The organism is Serratia sp. CY71090 (assembly GCF_052166845.1).
Classification (GTDB): Bacteria; Pseudomonadota; Gammaproteobacteria; order Enterobacterales; family Enterobacteriaceae; genus Serratia; species Serratia nematodiphila.
Genome location: NZ_JBJNOA010000001.1, coordinates 794,563 through 809,053, shown reverse-complemented (window position 1 = coordinate 809,053; position 14,491 = coordinate 794,563). Strand labels below are relative to the sequence as shown.

Annotated in this window: 20 protein-coding genes and 2 pseudogenes; 11 read left to right on the top strand and 11 right to left on the bottom strand. The window is 57.7% G+C overall.

What is annotated here, in order from left to right:
* Positions 1 to 61: 61 nt before the first annotated feature.
* The 4 genes from pabB (at position 62) to ACJ8OK_RS03800 (ending at position 5,676) form a co-directional block, all read left to right on the top strand.
* Positions 62 to 1,435: an aminodeoxychorismate synthase component 1 gene (gene pabB / locus ACJ8OK_RS03815; protein WP_004927584.1), complete on the top strand. Its 1,374-nt coding sequence runs from the start codon at positions 62 to 64 to the stop codon at positions 1,433 to 1,435.
* Positions 1,432 to 2,010 (top strand): CoA pyrophosphatase, encoded by a 579-nt coding sequence (locus ACJ8OK_RS03810; RefSeq protein WP_004927587.1) that lies wholly within the window; start codon positions 1,432 to 1,434, stop codon positions 2,008 to 2,010. Before pabB ends, ACJ8OK_RS03810 begins: the two co-directional genes overlap by 4 nt.
* A 446-nt stretch (positions 2,011 to 2,456) precedes the next feature.
* On the top strand, positions 2,457 to 3,821 hold the full coding sequence (gene sdaA, locus ACJ8OK_RS03805; RefSeq protein WP_082996704.1) for an L-serine ammonia-lyase: 1,365 nt from the start codon (positions 2,457 to 2,459) through the stop codon (positions 3,819 to 3,821).
* A gap of 268 nt (positions 3,822 to 4,089) precedes the next feature.
* The gene (locus tag ACJ8OK_RS03800) at positions 4,090 to 5,676 is read left to right on the top strand and encodes an EAL domain-containing protein (RefSeq protein WP_033632825.1); all 1,587 of its coding nucleotides are present in this window, start codon (positions 4,090 to 4,092) and stop codon (positions 5,674 to 5,676) included.
* A 16-nt stretch (positions 5,677 to 5,692) separates the two neighbouring features.
* Here the strand turns inward: ACJ8OK_RS03800 and ACJ8OK_RS03795 are convergent.
* Positions 5,693 to 5,959: pseudogene (locus ACJ8OK_RS03795) on the bottom strand (transporter associated domain-containing protein); the annotation flags it as partial.
* Between ACJ8OK_RS03795 and ACJ8OK_RS03790 the strand changes: the two are divergent.
* Positions 5,943 to 6,212, top strand: a pseudogene (locus tag ACJ8OK_RS03790) (polyphenol oxidoreductase); the annotation flags it as partial. The pseudogenes ACJ8OK_RS03795 and ACJ8OK_RS03790 sit on opposite strands and share 17 nt — an antisense overlap.
* A gap of 52 nt (positions 6,213 to 6,264) precedes the next feature.
* On the opposite strand, the gene cspE reads toward ACJ8OK_RS03790, so the two are convergent.
* Both cspE and ACJ8OK_RS03780 read right to left on the bottom strand, forming a co-directional pair.
* Positions 6,265 to 6,474 carry a transcription antiterminator/RNA stability regulator CspE gene (gene cspE, locus ACJ8OK_RS03785; RefSeq protein ID WP_002221949.1) on the bottom strand — a complete coding sequence of 70 codons (210 nt, stop codon included), beginning with the start codon at positions 6,472 to 6,474 and terminating at the stop codon, positions 6,265 to 6,267.
* A gap of 41 nt (positions 6,475 to 6,515) precedes the next feature.
* Positions 6,516 to 6,632, bottom strand: coding sequence for a DUF2627 domain-containing protein (locus tag ACJ8OK_RS03780; RefSeq protein ID WP_002211058.1), 117 nt, complete (start codon positions 6,630 to 6,632; stop codon positions 6,516 to 6,518).
* 306 nt (positions 6,633 to 6,938) lie between these two features.
* Between ACJ8OK_RS03780 and ACJ8OK_RS03775 the strand changes: the two genes are divergently transcribed.
* Positions 6,939 to 7,229, top strand: coding sequence for a hypothetical protein (locus ACJ8OK_RS03775; protein ID WP_213929045.1), 291 nt, complete (start codon positions 6,939 to 6,941; stop codon positions 7,227 to 7,229).
* 84 nt (positions 7,230 to 7,313) lie between these two features.
* Here the strand turns inward: ACJ8OK_RS03775 and ACJ8OK_RS03770 are convergent, their stop codons facing one another.
* The gene (locus ACJ8OK_RS03770) at positions 7,314 to 8,348 is read right to left on the bottom strand and encodes an MBL fold metallo-hydrolase (protein ID WP_060559778.1); all 1,035 of its coding nucleotides are present in this window, start codon (positions 8,346 to 8,348) and stop codon (positions 7,314 to 7,316) included.
* Positions 8,349 to 8,567: 219 nt separating this feature from the next.
* On the opposite strand from ACJ8OK_RS03770, the gene ACJ8OK_RS03765 reads away from it, so the two are divergent.
* On the top strand, positions 8,568 to 8,858 hold the full coding sequence (locus ACJ8OK_RS03765; RefSeq protein WP_033632819.1) for a hypothetical protein: 291 nt from the start codon (positions 8,568 to 8,570) through the stop codon (positions 8,856 to 8,858).
* 46 nt (positions 8,859 to 8,904) lie between these two features.
* Here ACJ8OK_RS03765 and ACJ8OK_RS03760 read toward each other — a convergent pair whose 3' ends face one another.
* The 3 genes from ACJ8OK_RS03760 to ACJ8OK_RS03750 all read right to left on the bottom strand — a co-directional run bounded on the left by ACJ8OK_RS03760 (position 8,905) and on the right by ACJ8OK_RS03750 (position 11,055).
* On the bottom strand, positions 8,905 to 10,266 hold the full coding sequence (locus tag ACJ8OK_RS03760; RefSeq protein WP_033632818.1) for an amino acid permease: 1,362 nt from the start codon (positions 10,264 to 10,266) through the stop codon (positions 8,905 to 8,907).
* Between the two features lie 175 nt (positions 10,267 to 10,441).
* Positions 10,442 to 10,678, bottom strand: a complete 237-nt coding sequence (locus tag ACJ8OK_RS03755; RefSeq protein ID WP_004927680.1) for a DUF4060 family protein — start codon at positions 10,676 to 10,678, stop codon at positions 10,442 to 10,444.
* 74 nt (positions 10,679 to 10,752) lie between these two features.
* On the bottom strand, positions 10,753 to 11,055 hold the full coding sequence (locus tag ACJ8OK_RS03750; RefSeq protein WP_004927682.1) for a phage protein NinX family protein: 303 nt from the start codon (positions 11,053 to 11,055) through the stop codon (positions 10,753 to 10,755).
* Positions 11,056 to 11,225: 170 nt separating this feature from the next.
* On the opposite strand from ACJ8OK_RS03750, the gene fos reads away from it, so the two are divergent.
* Positions 11,226 to 11,633, top strand: a complete 408-nt coding sequence (gene fos / locus ACJ8OK_RS03745) for a fosfomycin resistance glutathione transferase (protein WP_015378164.1) — start codon at positions 11,226 to 11,228, stop codon at positions 11,631 to 11,633.
* A 39-nt stretch (positions 11,634 to 11,672) separates the two neighbouring features.
* Here the strand turns inward: fos and ACJ8OK_RS03740 are convergent, their stop codons facing one another.
* Together ACJ8OK_RS03740 and ACJ8OK_RS03735 are read right to left on the bottom strand one after the other, a co-directional pair.
* Positions 11,673 to 11,948 carry a YebO family protein gene (locus ACJ8OK_RS03740; RefSeq protein ID WP_033632816.1) on the bottom strand — a complete coding sequence of 92 codons (276 nt, stop codon included), beginning with the start codon at positions 11,946 to 11,948 and terminating at the stop codon, positions 11,673 to 11,675.
* Between the two features lie 81 nt (positions 11,949 to 12,029).
* Positions 12,030 to 12,188 (bottom strand): PhoP/PhoQ regulator MgrB, encoded by a 159-nt coding sequence (locus ACJ8OK_RS03735; RefSeq protein WP_004927688.1) that lies wholly within the window; start codon positions 12,186 to 12,188, stop codon positions 12,030 to 12,032.
* 161 nt (positions 12,189 to 12,349) lie between these two features.
* Between ACJ8OK_RS03735 and ACJ8OK_RS03730 the strand changes: the two genes are divergently transcribed.
* Entirely contained in the window at positions 12,350 to 12,583 is a 234-nt protein-coding gene (locus ACJ8OK_RS03730) for a YobH family protein (protein ID WP_004927690.1), read from the top strand.
* A gap of 40 nt (positions 12,584 to 12,623) precedes the next feature.
* Here the strand turns inward: ACJ8OK_RS03730 and ACJ8OK_RS03725 are convergent, their stop codons facing one another.
* Positions 12,624 to 12,863 (bottom strand): DUF2766 family protein, encoded by a 240-nt coding sequence (locus tag ACJ8OK_RS03725; RefSeq protein ID WP_004927692.1) that lies wholly within the window; start codon positions 12,861 to 12,863, stop codon positions 12,624 to 12,626.
* A 184-nt stretch (positions 12,864 to 13,047) separates the two neighbouring features.
* Here ACJ8OK_RS03725 and ACJ8OK_RS03720 point away from each other — a divergent pair, with 184 nt between their 5' ends.
* The gene (locus tag ACJ8OK_RS03720; protein ID WP_004927694.1) at positions 13,048 to 13,260 is read left to right on the top strand and encodes a YccJ family protein; all 213 of its coding nucleotides are present in this window, start codon (positions 13,048 to 13,050) and stop codon (positions 13,258 to 13,260) included.
* Between the two features lie 446 nt (positions 13,261 to 13,706).
* Positions 13,707 to 14,093 (top strand): helix-turn-helix domain-containing protein, encoded by a 387-nt coding sequence (locus tag ACJ8OK_RS03715; protein WP_004927697.1) that lies wholly within the window; start codon positions 13,707 to 13,709, stop codon positions 14,091 to 14,093.
* A 21-nt stretch (positions 14,094 to 14,114) separates the two neighbouring features.
* Here ACJ8OK_RS03715 and ACJ8OK_RS03710 read toward each other — a convergent pair whose 3' ends face one another.
* Positions 14,115 to 14,468 (bottom strand): DUF1304 domain-containing protein, encoded by a 354-nt coding sequence (locus ACJ8OK_RS03710; protein WP_033632813.1) that lies wholly within the window; start codon positions 14,466 to 14,468, stop codon positions 14,115 to 14,117.
* Positions 14,469 to 14,491 lie beyond the last annotated feature (23 nt).

Genomic DNA, 14,491 nt, shown 5'->3' with positions numbered 1-14,491 from the left:
CCGTCTATGGCACACTAGCCGCCAGATATCGCCGTCCTCACAGCCAGGTTTATTGACGTTCATGAGCGTAACCGCCCCAAACATAAAATCTTTGCCCTACAGCCGCCGTGCCCTGATGACGCTTTTCGCCCCGCTTTCATCGCAGCCTTGGGCGATGCTGCTGCATTCGGGCTTTGCCGACCATTCGCACAACCGTTTCGATATCCTGGTCGCACAACCGCGCGTGACACTCACCACCCAGGGTGCCGACACGCAAATCGAAAGTGACGGCGTCACCATTCAGTCGCAGGAAGATCCGTTCTCCTTGCTGCAGCAGCAACTGGCGGCGCAAGGCTGGCAGCCGGCGTTTAATCCGGACCTGCCGTTTCAGGGCGGAGCTCTGGGACTGTTCGGCTACGATCTTGGGCGCCGGGTGGAAACCCTGCCGCAGTTGGCCGAAGCCGACCTCGCTTTGCCGGATATGGCAGTGGGCATTTATGACTGGGCAGCGATCGCCGACCACCAATTGCAAACCCTGACGCTGCTCAGCTATGGCGATGTGGAGCAGCGCTGGCGCTGGCTCAATAGCCAAACCGCACCTACAGAACGCCCTTTCACGCTGCTGAGCGACTGGCGCGCCAATATGAGCCGGCGACAATACGGCGAGAAATTCCAACGTATTCAGCACTACCTGCGCAGCGGCGACTGTTACCAAATTAATCTGGCACAACGGTTCTCCGCCGACTATCAGGGGGATGAATGGCAGGCGTTCTGCCGCCTGAGCGCCTGCAACCGCGCGCCGTTCTCGGCCTTCCTGCGCTTGCCGCACAACAGCGTACTGAGCGTCTCTCCCGAGCGCTTCCTGTGGCTGGAGCAGCAGCGTATCCAAACCCGCCCGATCAAGGGCACGCTGCCACGGCTGGCGGACGCGGAGCAGGACGCCGCGCAGGCTCGCCGTTTGGCCGATTCACCCAAGGATCGCGCTGAAAATCTGATGATCGTCGATCTGCTGCGCAACGATATCGGTCGCGTCGCCCAGCCTGGCAGCGTACGGGTGCCGGAACTGTTCGCCGTGGAGCCGTTCCCCGCCGTGCATCACCTGGTGAGCACCATCACCGCGACCCTGCCAAACCATACCTCGGCGGCCGAACTGCTGCGCGCCTGCTTCCCCGGCGGTTCGATCACCGGCGCGCCCAAGGTGCGCGCGATGGAAATCATCGAAGAGTTGGAGCCGCAGCGCCGCAATGCCTATTGCGGCAGCATCGGTTACCTGAGCGCCTGCGGCACCATGGACACCAATATCACCATTCGCACGCTCGTCACCGAAAACGGTCGCATCCACTGCTCCGCCGGCGGCGGCATCGTGGCGGACAGCCAGGAGCAGGCGGAATACCAGGAGACCTTCGACAAGGTCGGCCGCATTTTGCCGCAGCTAGGGGAGTATGCCCTGTCGTGATCCCATCGAACTCACCGGCCTCACTGCACGCCTTTATCAGCCGTTTTCAACTGCAGCTGCCGCAGGCGACGCAGATTTCGCACCATGTGCGCCCGGCGGCGGTGCTGATCCCGATCGTCTGCCGCGCCGAGCCGACGTTGCTGTTGACCCGCCGTGCCGACTCGCTGCGCAAACATGCCGGTCAAGTGGCCTTCCCCGGCGGCAAAACCGACGCCGAAGACGGATCGGCGATCGTCACGGCGCTGCGAGAAGCGCAGGAAGAAGTGGCGATACCGCCGCAAGCGGTGACTGTCCTCGGCCAAATGGCGCCGCTCGACAGCAGCACCGGATTTCAGGTTACCCCTATCGTCGGCCTCATCCCGCCGGACGTGCAGTTCCACGCCAATGAAGGCGAAGTGGCGGACGTGTTCGAGATGCCCCTGCGGGAAGCGCTGACCCTGTCGCGTTACTATCCGCTGGATATTCATCGCGCCGGCCATACGCACCGCATCTACCTCTCCTGGTATCACAGCCAGTTTATCTGGGGGCTGACCGCCGCCATCATTCGGCGCCTGGCGCAACAGGTCAGTATTTAGCCCGCATTACGTGATCTGACTCGCAATCTGGCACGGTTGCCGGCCTCCGCGGCGGGTAAAGCGATCGCTATCACTTCATTTGATCGCTTTTTCAACTACCGTTCCGTTTGAATGGTTTTAAAAAAACTGTAAACCCTCTCTTAAACCTTACGAAATACCTGTAAAATACCACCGTCCGAGATAAACCACTGTAGAAACAGGGATTAAGCCGGCGGCGTTCAGCACGGAAAGCTGGCGCGATTACCGCTAATGGAGCTTGGGCGAAAGCGGATACCCCGCACAAGGGTTCGCCCCGGGTAATCAGTAAAAAAAGCGACACCACGGATTATTTAATTTCATGCGAAAAAGGCAGCCGAACCCGCACGGCCCTTTTACAATATCGCTGTTCCCTGCGCGGTTTTTGACCGCCGCAGCCATAACAATACGTCTCTTTAAGGAGTTTTAGCGTGATTAGCGTTTTCGACATGTTTAAGATCGGCATCGGCCCGTCCAGCTCTCATACGGTTGGACCGATGAAAGCCGGCAAACAGTTTGTCGACGATCTGGTAAATAAAGGCCTGATGCCTTCTATCACGCGTGTTGCCGTAGACGTTTACGGCTCACTCTCATTGACCGGCAAAGGTCACCATACCGATATCGCCATCATTCTCGGCCTGGCCGGCAACATGCCGGACACCGTCGATATCGATAGCATTCCGGGTTTTATTCGCGATGTAGAACAACGTCAACGCCTGATGCTGGCCAACGGCCTGCATGAAGTCGATTTCCCGCGCGACGGCGGCATGGTCTTCCGCAGCGACAACCTGCCGCTGCACGAAAACGGCATGCAGATCCACGCCTTCGCCGGCAATAAAGAAGTGTACAGCAAGACCTATTACTCTATCGGCGGCGGTTTCATCGTCGACGAGGAGAATTTCGGCAAGGCCGCCGAGCAAGAACTGCAAATGCCCTATCCGTTCAACTCCGCGCGCGAAATGCTCGACCACTGCCGCGAGACCGGCCTGTCGCTGTCCGGCATGGTGATGCAGAACGAACTGGCGCTGCACAGCAAGCAAGAGATCGAGACCTACTTCGGCAACGTCTGGCAAACCATGCGCGCCTGTATCGATCGCGGTCTGAACACCGAAGGCGTACTGCCGGGGCCGCTGCGCGTACCGCGCCGTGCCTCCGCGCTGCGCCGCATGCTGGTGGCGTCGGACAAACTGTCCAGCGATCCGATGAACGTGATCGACTGGGTCAACATGTTCGCGCTGGCGGTTAACGAAGAAAACGCCGCCGGCGGCCGCGTGGTCACCGCGCCGACCAACGGCGCCTGCGGCATCGTGCCTGCGGTGCTGGCTTACTACGATCACTTCATCGAGTCCGTCAGCCCGGATATCTACATCCGCTACTTTATGGCGGCGGGTGCGATCGGCGCGTTGTACAAGATGAACGCCTCCATTTCCGGCGCCGAAGTCGGTTGCCAGGGTGAAGTGGGCGTTGCCTGCTCCATGGCGGCGGCCGGTCTGGCCGAACTGCTGGGCGGCAGCCCTGAGCAGGTCTGTGTGGCGGCGGAGATCGGCATGGAACATAACCTGGGTCTGACCTGTGACCCGGTCGCCGGCCAGGTGCAGGTGCCGTGCATCGAGCGCAACGCCATCGCTTCGGTCAAGGCGATCAACGCCGCCCGCATGGCCCTGCGCCGCACCAGCGAGCCGCGCGTTTCGCTGGATAAGGTGATCGAGACCATGTACGAAACCGGCAAAGACATGAACGCCAAGTACCGCGAAACGTCACGCGGCGGCCTGGCAATCAAGGTGCAATGCGACTGACAGACAACCCCGCCACCCGGCGGGGTTTTTTATGGGTAATCAATTCATTGGCCGCCTTTTGTGACAATGTCACCAGAAAAAATCCTGCATTTCTCTCATCGATCCGGCGGTTAGCCTGCAAATTGACCTTCTGTTTTGCCAAATCGAAATAATTTACTGAGTTACCATCAATCTTGTATAACCTCAGGCTAGAATTAGCCGAGCGCAACTTAAGGATCTATGACCTGACCGTGACTCGGGGCTGGATTACCGAACAAGGATTTACCGGATGTTGATGACCCACCTCGCCGCGTCCCGATATCGTTATTACCGTTGGCTGCTGGCCGGAGCGGTGGGCGCGGCTATTCTGTTGGTATCGCTGTATACCCGTTACTATCAAGAGGTCAAAAGTATCGAGCTGAGCCAACAGACATTGGCCACCCGCACCGTCGGCAAGCTCAACCAGTTGTTGACGCCGGCTCAGCTGCAGGCGGAGCGCAGCATGGACATGCTGGACCAGCCCTGCGAGAACGTTTCGTCGGCCCTGCGCTTTCGCGCCGCGCAGAATCAGGCGCTACGCGCCATGTTGCTGGTAAAAAACGGCATTATTTACTGCTCCAGCCTGTTTGGTTCCCGTCATTATCAGCTGGCCGCGGTAATGCCGACCTTCGTCAACAGCAACGCCAGGCTGGCACTGCGCCCCTCGCTGGCGGTGAGCAAAGGCCTGCCCACGCTGGTGATGTGGACGCCATCCCCCCACGATAAAACCAGCGGCGTGCTGCACGTGTTTAATATCGAGCTGCTGTCCAACTTTTTACTCGAGCCGCAGGAGCCTTACGTTCAGCGCGTGGTGCTGAACGTGGCTGACAGCAGCCTGGAATACGGCCGACGTGAAATCCTGAGCCGTGACACCTTGACCAACGATCTGCGCTACACCGCCGGCTCTGCGCTATACCCGTTCTCGATTTCGCTGTTCGGCCCGCAGATCGGCATGCTGGCGCTTTCCGCACTGCCGCGCCATATCCCGCTGGCGCTGCTGATCAGCCTGTTGGCCGCCTATGTGGTCTATCTGCTCACCGCTAACCGCATGAGCCTGTCTTATCACATCGGCCATGCCATCACCCATCGCGAGTTCCGCGTCTATTGCCAGCCCATCATCCATAGCGACACCGGGCGCTGCGCCGGCGTCGAGATGCTGCTGCGCTGGAAAAAGAAGCGGCAAGGGTGGATCTCCCCCGACGTGTTTATTCCGCTGGCCGAGCAGCATGAGCTGATCATTCCGCTGACCCGTTATCTGATGAACACCGTGACGGAAAATCTGCAGCTGTTCCCGCCGCGACCGTCGTTCTACATCAGCATCAACGTCGCCGCCGAACACTTTAAAACGCTCAACATCATCGACGATATCCGCCGGATTTGGCTACCGGCGCATCCGATGCCGTCACTGATGCTGGAGCTGACCGAACGCACCGCGCTGTCGGCGATCCAGCATGACCAGATCCGGACGCTGAAAGACATGGGGATCATGCTGGCCATCGACGATTTCGGCACCGGCCACAGCTCGCTGAGCTACCTGAAGAACCTTAGCCCGGACGTGTTAAAGATCGACCGCGGGTTTACCGCGGCCATCGGTACCGACGCGGTCAACGCCACGGTGACCGATACCATCATTACGCTGGCGCAGCGGCTGAAGCTGAAGCTGGTGGCTGAAGGGGTAGAAACGGCGGAACAGGCCGACTATCTGCGCTCACGCGAAGTCAATGCCCTGCAGGGGTATTATTTCGCCAAGCCGATGCCGATCCACGTTTTCCCGCTGTGGTTGCAGCAGTACGAATCGCGCGTCAGGAAAACAGAAGAAAATACGCCGGAGGCCTGAGCCTCCGGCGGGTGGGTTACGAATGCGCCGGTTCGTCGAAGACGATGCGGGTGACACGCACCAACTCGATGCGATAGTCGGAGACCTCGACGATATCGAAACGCAGGTGGTTCAGTTCAATGGTGTCCCCCACCACCGGCATCTGGCCGTAGTGGGCTAACAGCAGCCCCGCCAGAGTGGCGTAGTCTGCGGTTGGGCTGACCAGGTCATCGCAGGCCAGCGCCTGTTCCAGCGAGTGCAGGTCGGTCCCGCCTTTGACCAGCCAGCCGTCGCCTTCCGCCACGCTGATCAGCCCGCATTACCGGCATCTCGATTTGGCCGCAATTGCCGAATACAAGCTGGCGGCGCTCGGCTTCGCCGCCGTTGACCGCGCCGGCAGTTGCACCATCTGCACGCCGGACGTCGACCCACAGCGGCCGCAGCGCTTCAAATACACCAGCTATCGCCGCAACAGCCACCGGCGCGCGCAGGATCCGACGCATCCGGGGATCAAAGGCCGCAACCAGTACGCCGGCATCATCATCGCCGCCGGATGACGGAAACGAAAAAGCCCGCGCGAAGGCGGGCTTTTTGTACAGCTGACGCTGATTAGATAGCAGTAACGTTTACTGCAGATGGGCCTTTCTGGCCATCTTGGATTTCGAACTCAACGTTCTGGCCTTCAGCCAGGGTTTTGAAGCCGTTACCCTGGATTGCAGAGAAGTGTACGAACACGTCTTTGCTGCCGTCAGCCGGGGTGATGAAACCGAAACCTTTAGACTCGTTGAACCACTTAACTTGACCTTTGATCTTTGCCATCTTGAGTATTTCCTTTGGATTGTTTAAACCGCCCGAGGGCGTTACATAGACAAACTAGAGTCGTTACTGCTTGAGGCACTAAGATAAGGATCGGCAGAGAAGCGGTATTCAACGCTAACGTCTTTACTCAGAACTTCTTTACTGAAAATGCCACACATATACAGAACTGTACCTCGTTTTACCCAGATGCGTTATCACATACTCTGTATGCGATGGCAAGCCATTTTTAATCACTGAACGACATGTCGCACATATTTGAAACGGTCGAGCGCAACATTTGCTTAAATAGGCCAAAAGATGTTGAAGCATCGGCTATTTTCTGCTTGCCAAAATCACTGCGCCAGACCCCGCATTCTGCTGGAGTTTTAACAAAACTTTCATCGTATTGACGCCTTTGCGTCTCATCATTTCCGCTTTTTTGCCGCTTATAGCGTTAAAAAATTTGAATCTTTATGGAATGTGATATGCAACATTTGAATATCGATGAACGGGGGCCAATTTATTCATCGCTCCTCCGACCATTTACCGCCGGAAAGCCCATTCATCATCGGCTTTCCGGCCTGCCGCCAAACGGCGCGGGCGAGAACGGCGCACGGGTCAGCGGCAACGTCTCTGCCCTGCACAACGGATGCATAAGCATGCAAAGCGCCGGCACATCTTCCGCTGCCGGTGGGTCCATCATAAATAATCCGAATGTCATTAACCTCAATAGCCGGAATAATCTTATCAATAACGAAAGTTCAACGTTGAATTAAATCCTGAAAACACGGGGGTTATTTGAATCACCACCCGCACTTATCAATTCTGCTAATTACAGCTGCGCTTTCAAACCATTGACTTTATTCATCCCGCTGCGCCGCCGGGTGATGAGGTAACACAGGCGATGAACCCTGCAACGCGATGCGCTCGCCAATCTTCAGCGGGAGGAATTGATGCTGCTCCAACCCCGCCTCGCTCAGGGCCAGGTTCAGCTGCTGCGGCGGTTCGTCCAGCGACTCATCCGCCAGTTCAAATACTCCCCAATGGATGGGAATGGCTCGCGGCTGATTCAGCTCGCGATACAGCGCCACCGACTGCTGCGGATCCATATGCTGCTCCTGCATAAACCAGCGCGGCGCATAGGCGCCGATCGGCAGCGCAGCCACGTCGAACGGCCCCAGCCGTTGACCGATCTCCGCCAGCCGTTCCGAATAACCGCTGTCGCCGGAAAAATAAAACCGTAGCGCCGGATGGTGGATCACCCACCCGCACCACAGCGAGCGATTGCGATCCCACAGCGTGCGCATGCTCCAGTGCCGCGCCGGCGTGGCATAGACCGTCAGCTCGCCCAGTGACAGGCTCTGCCACCAGTCCAGTTCATGCACCTTCAGCCGGTAGCGTCGAAACCAGCGCTTCAACCCCAACGGCACGATGAACTCGGCCTGCGGGAAACGCCGCGCCAATTGCCGTACCGTGCGCCTGTCGAGGTGGTCATAATGGTTATGGGAGATCAGTACCACATCCACCGCCGGCAGTTGCCCCACCGTCAACGGCGGCGGCGTTCTGCGCTTTGGGCCGTAAAAGCTCAGCGGCGATGCACGTTCGGACAATACCGGATCGATCAGGATATAGCGGCCGCTCAATCGCAATAGCATCGAGGCATGCCCCAACCACCAGACGCTGTCGTCGCTGCCACTGAGATCGGCAGGCTGCCACCAGCGCTGGGTAAATTGCGCGTAACCCTGCTGCGGCGGCCTGGGCAGCCCCTGCCGCTTGCGTTCATCTTGCCAACGCCGAAGATCGCCCTCCTGGCGCCGCGAAGGTTCCAGGTTGCGAAATCCCTCCGGCGTATGATGCGCCTTGGCCGCGTCGTAATAACGGTTGATTCTTTTCATCCTGCCTTTTCTCCCGACCACAGCGCCCTGCACGGGCATGACTTTCAGTGTAACAAACCCGATGAAGCTCGCACTTTGTCAGCCGTGCGCTGCATCTCGGGACCTTTTGCCGTATGCTGTTGTCTCACTCCGGTGGAAAGCCAGGGCCGCCAAGAGCCCGTTAAGACTCTCTTAAGATCTTTGTGATTGACTTGTAGGGCATACAGAAAAGGAGAAGTTATGAGTCGTTCGACATCCCGCAAATCAGGCGCAGGCCTGGGGCGCCGTATTCGCAGCGCGCTGCTGGCGCAGAAGCAATACTGGAAAATGTATTTCGCCATGAAGCTGCGCCGCGTGCGCGTGCCTGCACCGCTGGTGCTGCTTGGCGGTTCGCTGCTCGGGTTCTTCATGCTGACCCTGCTGATGCTCAGCGTGGTGACCATCGACATCATCAGCACCCTGCTGCTGCTGTGCCGGAAACTGCTGGGGCGGGGTCACGGCGAGGGCCGCGCCTTTATGCCGCGCGGCTAACGAGAAAAGAAGCGGAGGCGGGCAATACGCCTCCGCAGCACGCAGATTAACGCTTGGCGCCTTTACGGCGCGTCAGCATGAACCCGCACCACAGCACCGCAACCCATACCGGTATCAGCAGCACCGAAATGCGGATCCCTTCGCTGAAATACATGATCACCAGAATCAGGCCGAGGAACGCCAGGCACAGGTAGTTGCCGAACGGATACCACAGCGCCTTAAAGCTGGGGATGACGCCCTGGCGGTTCTTGGCGGCACGGAACTTCAGGTGCGCCAGGCAGATCATCACCCAGTTGATCACCAACGTTGACACCACCAGCGCCATCAGCAGCTCAAACGCCTTACCGGGCATCAGGTAGTTGATCAGCACGCCGATCGAGGTAATCAACGCCGACAGCGCGATGGACAGCACCGGCACGCCGCGTTTATTCACGCGCGTCAGCACCTGCGGCGCATTGCCCTGGCTGGCCAGCCCGAACAGCATGCGGCTGTTGGCATAAACGCCGCTGTTGTAAACCGACAGCGCGGCGGTCAATACCACTACGTTGAGCACCGTTGCCACCAGATTGCTGTTCAGCGCATGGAAGATCAGCACGAACGGGCTGCCGCCCTCCACCACTTGCCCCCACGGATAGAGCGAAAGCAGCACGGTCAGCGAGCCGATATAGAAGATCAGGATGCGGTACACCACTTGATTGGTGGCTTTGGGAATGCTGCGACGCGGATCGGCGGCTTCCGCCGCGGTGATGCCGACCATCTCCAGCCCGCCGAACGAGAACATGATCACCGCCATCGCCATCACCAGCCCGGAGAAGCCGTGCGGCATAAAGCCGCCCTGCTGCCAGAGGTTGGTGATGCTGGCCTGCGGCCCGCCGTTACCGCTGGCCAACAGCCAGGCGCCGAAGACGATCATGCCGACAATCGCCACCACCTTGATGATGGCGAACCAGAACTCGGTTTCGCCGTACAGGCGCACGTTCACCAGGTTAATCAGGTTGATCAGCACGAAAAACAGCGCGGCAGAGGCCCAGGTGGGGATCTCCGGCCACCAGTACTGAATGTAGATGCCGACGGCGGTCAATTCCGCCATGCCGACCAGAATGAACATTGCCCAGTAGTTCCAGCCGGAAAGGAAGCCGGCGAAATCGCCCCAGTATTTATAGGCAAAGTGACTGAAAGAGCCGGCGACCGGCTCCTCCACCACCATTTCACCCAGCTGGCGCATGATTAAAAACGCGATAAAACCGCCGATGGCGTAGCCCAGCAGCACGGCGGGGCCGGCCATTTTAATGGTTTGCGCAATGCCGAGAAATAAACCGGTACCGATGGCGCCCCCGAGGGCAATAAGCTGTATGTGTCTGTTTTTTAAACCGCGTTTTAGCGGAGTATCCTGATGCTGACCGCCCATCTTATCCTCATATGGCGTATACCCTTGCCGCTATCGGCCAAGATTTCACCAATCAATAAATGTATCTGCGGGCGGCTTTTTAACACTTAACCCCGTGAGCATCAAGGAGAAGCGCCCCGAGACGGCAGGCCGGAGCGCGATTTTTTTACCGCGAGAAAGCGGATAACGGCAGCGTTTAGCCAGGCATACCGCACAGTTTGGTCAGATTGCGCGCGCCGATCATCAGCGTGGCAACATAAGATTGGCTACGCGTGACCACTTCCACCGCCACGCGATCGTTTTGATATTTTATCAGGTAGGTCGAGGGCCAGCCCTGACGGCGCTGGCCGAAGCTTTCGGCATGACGATCGATCGCCGCATGGGCAATCACCAGATGAGACAAGTTTTTATCACCTTTGATAATGCGCTTCATAAACAGCCTCCGCCAACGACAGCTCTGTTATTAGAAAAAGGAGAAACTCTTACCAATCACCGGTATTGTTCGACTCAGTTAGCCTGTCGGCTCATCAGGAAGCAGATCATCGCCGCGCGCAGCGGGCTGGCGCTGTCCGCCTGCCATTCACCGCCCTGAGTGCTCATGCGCGCCTGCCACTGCGGGCTGTCGCTTTGGTTGTCGGGGTTCAGACTGATTTTGTTGGCGCAAATGATCGGCCAGGCATCGGAGGGATTCTTGCAGTAATCTTTACCTTTCACACCACCGTAGGGATACCACTTGTCCGGGTTCTCTCCGGTCAGCAGCGCAATGCTGCGGTTCACTTCGGCATCGCTTTCTTCGTACCATTTAATCATCGGCTTCATCCAGCTTTCGTAAGGTTCGCGCTACATTACGATGTCTGTACGACAGTTTTATGACAGCGCCGCCGGTTTTCACATTATCTCTACTAATGCTTTGTCCCCTTTATCTTTTCTTAGCGCCTGCGTAAACTTTTCTCCCTGTTCAGCGCCCAGAGAACGCATGCATGTTGACCGGCCTTAACCATCTGACGCTCGCCGTCAGCAATCTCGATCGCAGCTTCGATTTTTATCGTCATCTGTTGGGATTTATCCCGCACGCCCGCTGGCAAGGCGGCGCCTATCTGTCGTTAGGGCCGTTGTGGCTATGCCTGTCGCTGGATGAAACGCGCATGCAACAACGCGAGCGCGATTACACCCATTACGCCTTCAGCGTCGCGCCGGAACACATTGAGCAGGTCAGCGAGCGGTTGCGCCAGGCCGGCGTCGAAGAGTGGAAAAGCAATCGCAGCGAAGGCGAATCACTCTATTTTCTCGATCCCGATGGGCATCAATTGGAGATCCATGCCGGCGATTTGGCCAGCCGCCTGGCGGCATGCCGGGAAAAGCCGTATCAGGGCATGGTGTTTTACTGAGGCGCCCCGGCGACGCTGCCGTCGGCCGGGGCATCATGCTCAACGTTCGGGGATGAAACCTTTGAAATCCAGCGCGGGGTTGAGTTCGTCGTCAGCAGCAGCGGCGCCGTCTGCGCCGGCGCGGTGCGCCATACGCTTCAACAGCGCCGTTTGCTGGCGTTGTTGCTCGGCAATCTCCTGCAGCAGGCGAATCTGCTCATTGGCGCGCACGCTGGCGCGGTTCACCAAGAACCAGACCCACAGCCCGGCCAGCAACGCCACGGCGGCGAGGGCCAGCGACAACAGGCCGTTCTGGCCAAAACCTAAATCGTACATGGACAACCCTATCTACTGCGAAATTCAGACAGCCATCTTAACACTCGCGGCGGCCGTGCGAACATCCCTGCCAAAAATTGCTTACCAGGGCACGAAGCGGGTTACCGAACAGATGCCCAACGCAAAATTTCCACCATCGTCGCAATAGCTGTCCAGCGCCAGCAGGTAGAAAAACAGGCAGGCAGCGACGGCCGTCATTATCACGAGGATTTTTTTTCGCAACAAATTTAGCAGCCTCATTGTTATCTTGGTAACCTATCGCGCATGTTATCACAGCGAAGTTAAACGAAGTTTAACTTTCCGTTTAGATTTCTGGCTATCGCCCGGTTTTCAGACTGTTACCCTTGCCCTCGCATAGGCGCCGTGGCTAGATGAACCCTCAGGGATAACGAGGAAATACGATGAGCAAATTGATTAAGTGGGTATTGGTGTTGGCGGTCATTTACGGCGGCTTTTTGATCTCTGGCTACGGCGTGCTGATCGGCAGCAACAAAAACGTTGGCGGGTTGGGGTTGCAGTGCAAATACCTGACGGCGCGCAACGTGGCGATCGCCCAGTACGTGAATGGCGACAACGGTTTCATCGGCGTAGCCGACTGCCCGCTGTTCAAGAAAATCGAAACGGTGGTGGATTAACCGCCACCGCCCGACGCCGCCGCTTTGCGGCGGCCCCGCCTCAGTTGCGGGTAAACTTCATCTCGATCAGCGCAATCGCCTTGTCAATCGCTCGGCGGGTCACCGGATCGGCGCCGGCAGGATGCGTGGAGAAATCGATGCTTTTGAGCTGACCCGCCATCTTGTCGCGCACTTCGGTCGGCGCAATCACGTCGATAACGTCCAGAATCTGTTTGATGACCAGTTGGCAAGCGACCAGATCGGAAGCCAGTTCCTGCTCGTTGCTCAGCATGTCAGACATAATAAATTTCCTTCTTGATTCAAACGCCGCACAGAATAGCATGGCGTCCGCGCCATTGCCCGCACTCCCCGTCTTTTTCCCCATTCTGCGCACCGGCGGGCAAAAGCCTGCGGCGGATTGGCCTATACTTGCTGCATGGCGGTGGTAAAAACCACCCGCAAGCCACAACCAACAGGAGAAAGTTATGGCGAATCACAATGTGAAATCCTGGGCGACAGTGCGTGAAACTTCGGTGGAAATCGCCGAAGCCATTTTTGAGCTGGCAGGGAACGATGAAGTGTTGGCGCAGAAAATCTGGGAAGAAGGCAGTGATGAGGCGTTGGAAAAGGCCTTTGCCAAAACCACCGCCGACCAGCTTTATTGGGGAGAAGAAACCGTCGAGCGGAAAAACGTTTGAGCGGTTACGCAACAAAAAGCCCGGGTTTCTGACCCAGGCTTTCCCGATTAGCGCTCGCCCCGCTCAGCGGCGTGCATGTCTTCTTGCTCTCACGGTTCTTCACCTCCCACACTTTCCGCATTCTTCATGCTCATCACCGGCGTCGCCATAAAAGCGCCGACGCCCACGATTACAACCAGAGTAATAATCACTGTCATTAACATGCGATCACCCCATCAACGTTGAGTTGTTACGGCTGACTCTGTTTTGGCGGTTCTTGCTGCGGCTTTCTTTGCGTCCCCCACCGCGGCGGCGACAGTCTCAGATTAGCCGTTTTTCCTTTCGGCTGACAAGCGGCGGTCAAACGGTTTTTCCGAATAATTGCCCTCCGTCACCGGCGGCATTTTTGTCCACGGCGGCAAGTTGTGTATACTTCACCGCTATGTAGGTCTCACACTGACGCACTGATGATACAAGAACACCACCTCTCGTTGGTCTGCGCCCTCAGCAAATGGGTCGAAACTCACCTCGGACGAGTGATCCATCTCGAAGAGCTGGCCGAGTACTCCGGCTACTCGCTGTGGCACATGCAGAAGCTGTTCAAAGAAGCGACAGGGATTTCGCTCGGTAAATACATTCGCGAACGCCGTCTGGCCGGCGCAGTCTATCAACTGCGCAGCAGTGAAGCGTCGATCTTCGACATCGCCCTGGACTTTGGCTTCGGTTCACAGTCCCACTTCACCTACATGTTCAGAAAGCGTTTTAATATCACACCCTATGATTTCCGCCAGGATTTGAGCGTTGATCTGCACATCGATCCGCCGCTGCACGTCATTCACCAAAAATCCGCCTGAAGCTCGCCGCAAGTCGGCGGGTTAACGCGCCCCCCAGACCGCCAGCATCGCGATCGCGGCCGGCAGCGCCTGCACCCACAAAATTTTGCGGCTGGCGCTCAACCCGCCGAACACCCCGGCCGCCAGCACACACCCGAGAAAGAACAGCTGCAGCGCCACATCTTCACGCCAATAGCCCCATACCAGGCCCAGCGCCAGAAAGCCGTTGTACAACCCCTGATTGGCGGCCAACACCCGCGTGGCTGCGGCGAACTCCGCCGTTGTGCCGAATGCGCGCCTGCCGAGGGGCGTACGCCACAGGAACATTTCCAGCACCAGGATATAAAGATGGAGCGCTGCGATGAGCAGCAGCAAAATATCGGCAAAGAACTTCATGATGGTTCCAGTCGTTTATTGAA

Excerpts from the sequence above, each read along its gene's own strand:
- pabB (WP_004927584.1), top strand. The coding sequence starts at position 62 with ATGAGCGTAACCGCCCCAAACATAAAATCTTTGCCCTACAGCCGCCGT.
- ACJ8OK_RS03800 (WP_033632825.1), top strand. The coding sequence starts at position 4,090 with ATGTTGATGACCCACCTCGCCGCGTCCCGATATCGTTATTACCGTTGG.
- cspE (WP_002221949.1), bottom strand. The coding sequence starts at position 6,474 with ATGGCAAAGATCAAAGGTCAAGTTAAGTGGTTCAACGAGTCTAAAGGT.
- ACJ8OK_RS03780 (WP_002211058.1), bottom strand. The coding sequence starts at position 6,632 with ATGTGTGGCATTTTCAGTAAAGAAGTTCTGAGTAAAGACGTTAGCGTT.
- ACJ8OK_RS03775 (WP_213929045.1), top strand. The coding sequence starts at position 6,939 with ATGCAACATTTGAATATCGATGAACGGGGGCCAATTTATTCATCGCTC.
- ACJ8OK_RS03770 (WP_060559778.1), bottom strand. The coding sequence starts at position 8,348 with ATGAAAAGAATCAACCGTTATTACGACGCGGCCAAGGCGCATCATACG.
- ACJ8OK_RS03765 (WP_033632819.1), top strand. The coding sequence starts at position 8,568 with ATGAGTCGTTCGACATCCCGCAAATCAGGCGCAGGCCTGGGGCGCCGT.
- ACJ8OK_RS03760 (WP_033632818.1), bottom strand. The coding sequence starts at position 10,266 with ATGGGCGGTCAGCATCAGGATACTCCGCTAAAACGCGGTTTAAAAAAC.
- ACJ8OK_RS03755 (WP_004927680.1), bottom strand. The coding sequence starts at position 10,678 with ATGAAGCGCATTATCAAAGGTGATAAAAACTTGTCTCATCTGGTGATT.
- ACJ8OK_RS03750 (WP_004927682.1), bottom strand. The coding sequence starts at position 11,055 with ATGATTAAATGGTACGAAGAAAGCGATGCCGAAGTGAACCGCAGCATT.
- fos (WP_015378164.1), top strand. The coding sequence starts at position 11,226 with ATGTTGACCGGCCTTAACCATCTGACGCTCGCCGTCAGCAATCTCGAT.
- ACJ8OK_RS03740 (WP_033632816.1), bottom strand. The coding sequence starts at position 11,948 with ATGTACGATTTAGGTTTTGGCCAGAACGGCCTGTTGTCGCTGGCCCTC.
- ACJ8OK_RS03735 (WP_004927688.1), bottom strand. The coding sequence starts at position 12,188 with ATGAGGCTGCTAAATTTGTTGCGAAAAAAAATCCTCGTGATAATGACG.
- ACJ8OK_RS03730 (WP_004927690.1), top strand. The coding sequence starts at position 12,350 with ATGAGCAAATTGATTAAGTGGGTATTGGTGTTGGCGGTCATTTACGGC.
- ACJ8OK_RS03725 (WP_004927692.1), bottom strand. The coding sequence starts at position 12,863 with ATGTCTGACATGCTGAGCAACGAGCAGGAACTGGCTTCCGATCTGGTC.
- ACJ8OK_RS03720 (WP_004927694.1), top strand. The coding sequence starts at position 13,048 with ATGGCGAATCACAATGTGAAATCCTGGGCGACAGTGCGTGAAACTTCG.
- ACJ8OK_RS03715 (WP_004927697.1), top strand. The coding sequence starts at position 13,707 with ATGATACAAGAACACCACCTCTCGTTGGTCTGCGCCCTCAGCAAATGG.
- ACJ8OK_RS03710 (WP_033632813.1), bottom strand. The coding sequence starts at position 14,468 with ATGAAGTTCTTTGCCGATATTTTGCTGCTGCTCATCGCAGCGCTCCAT.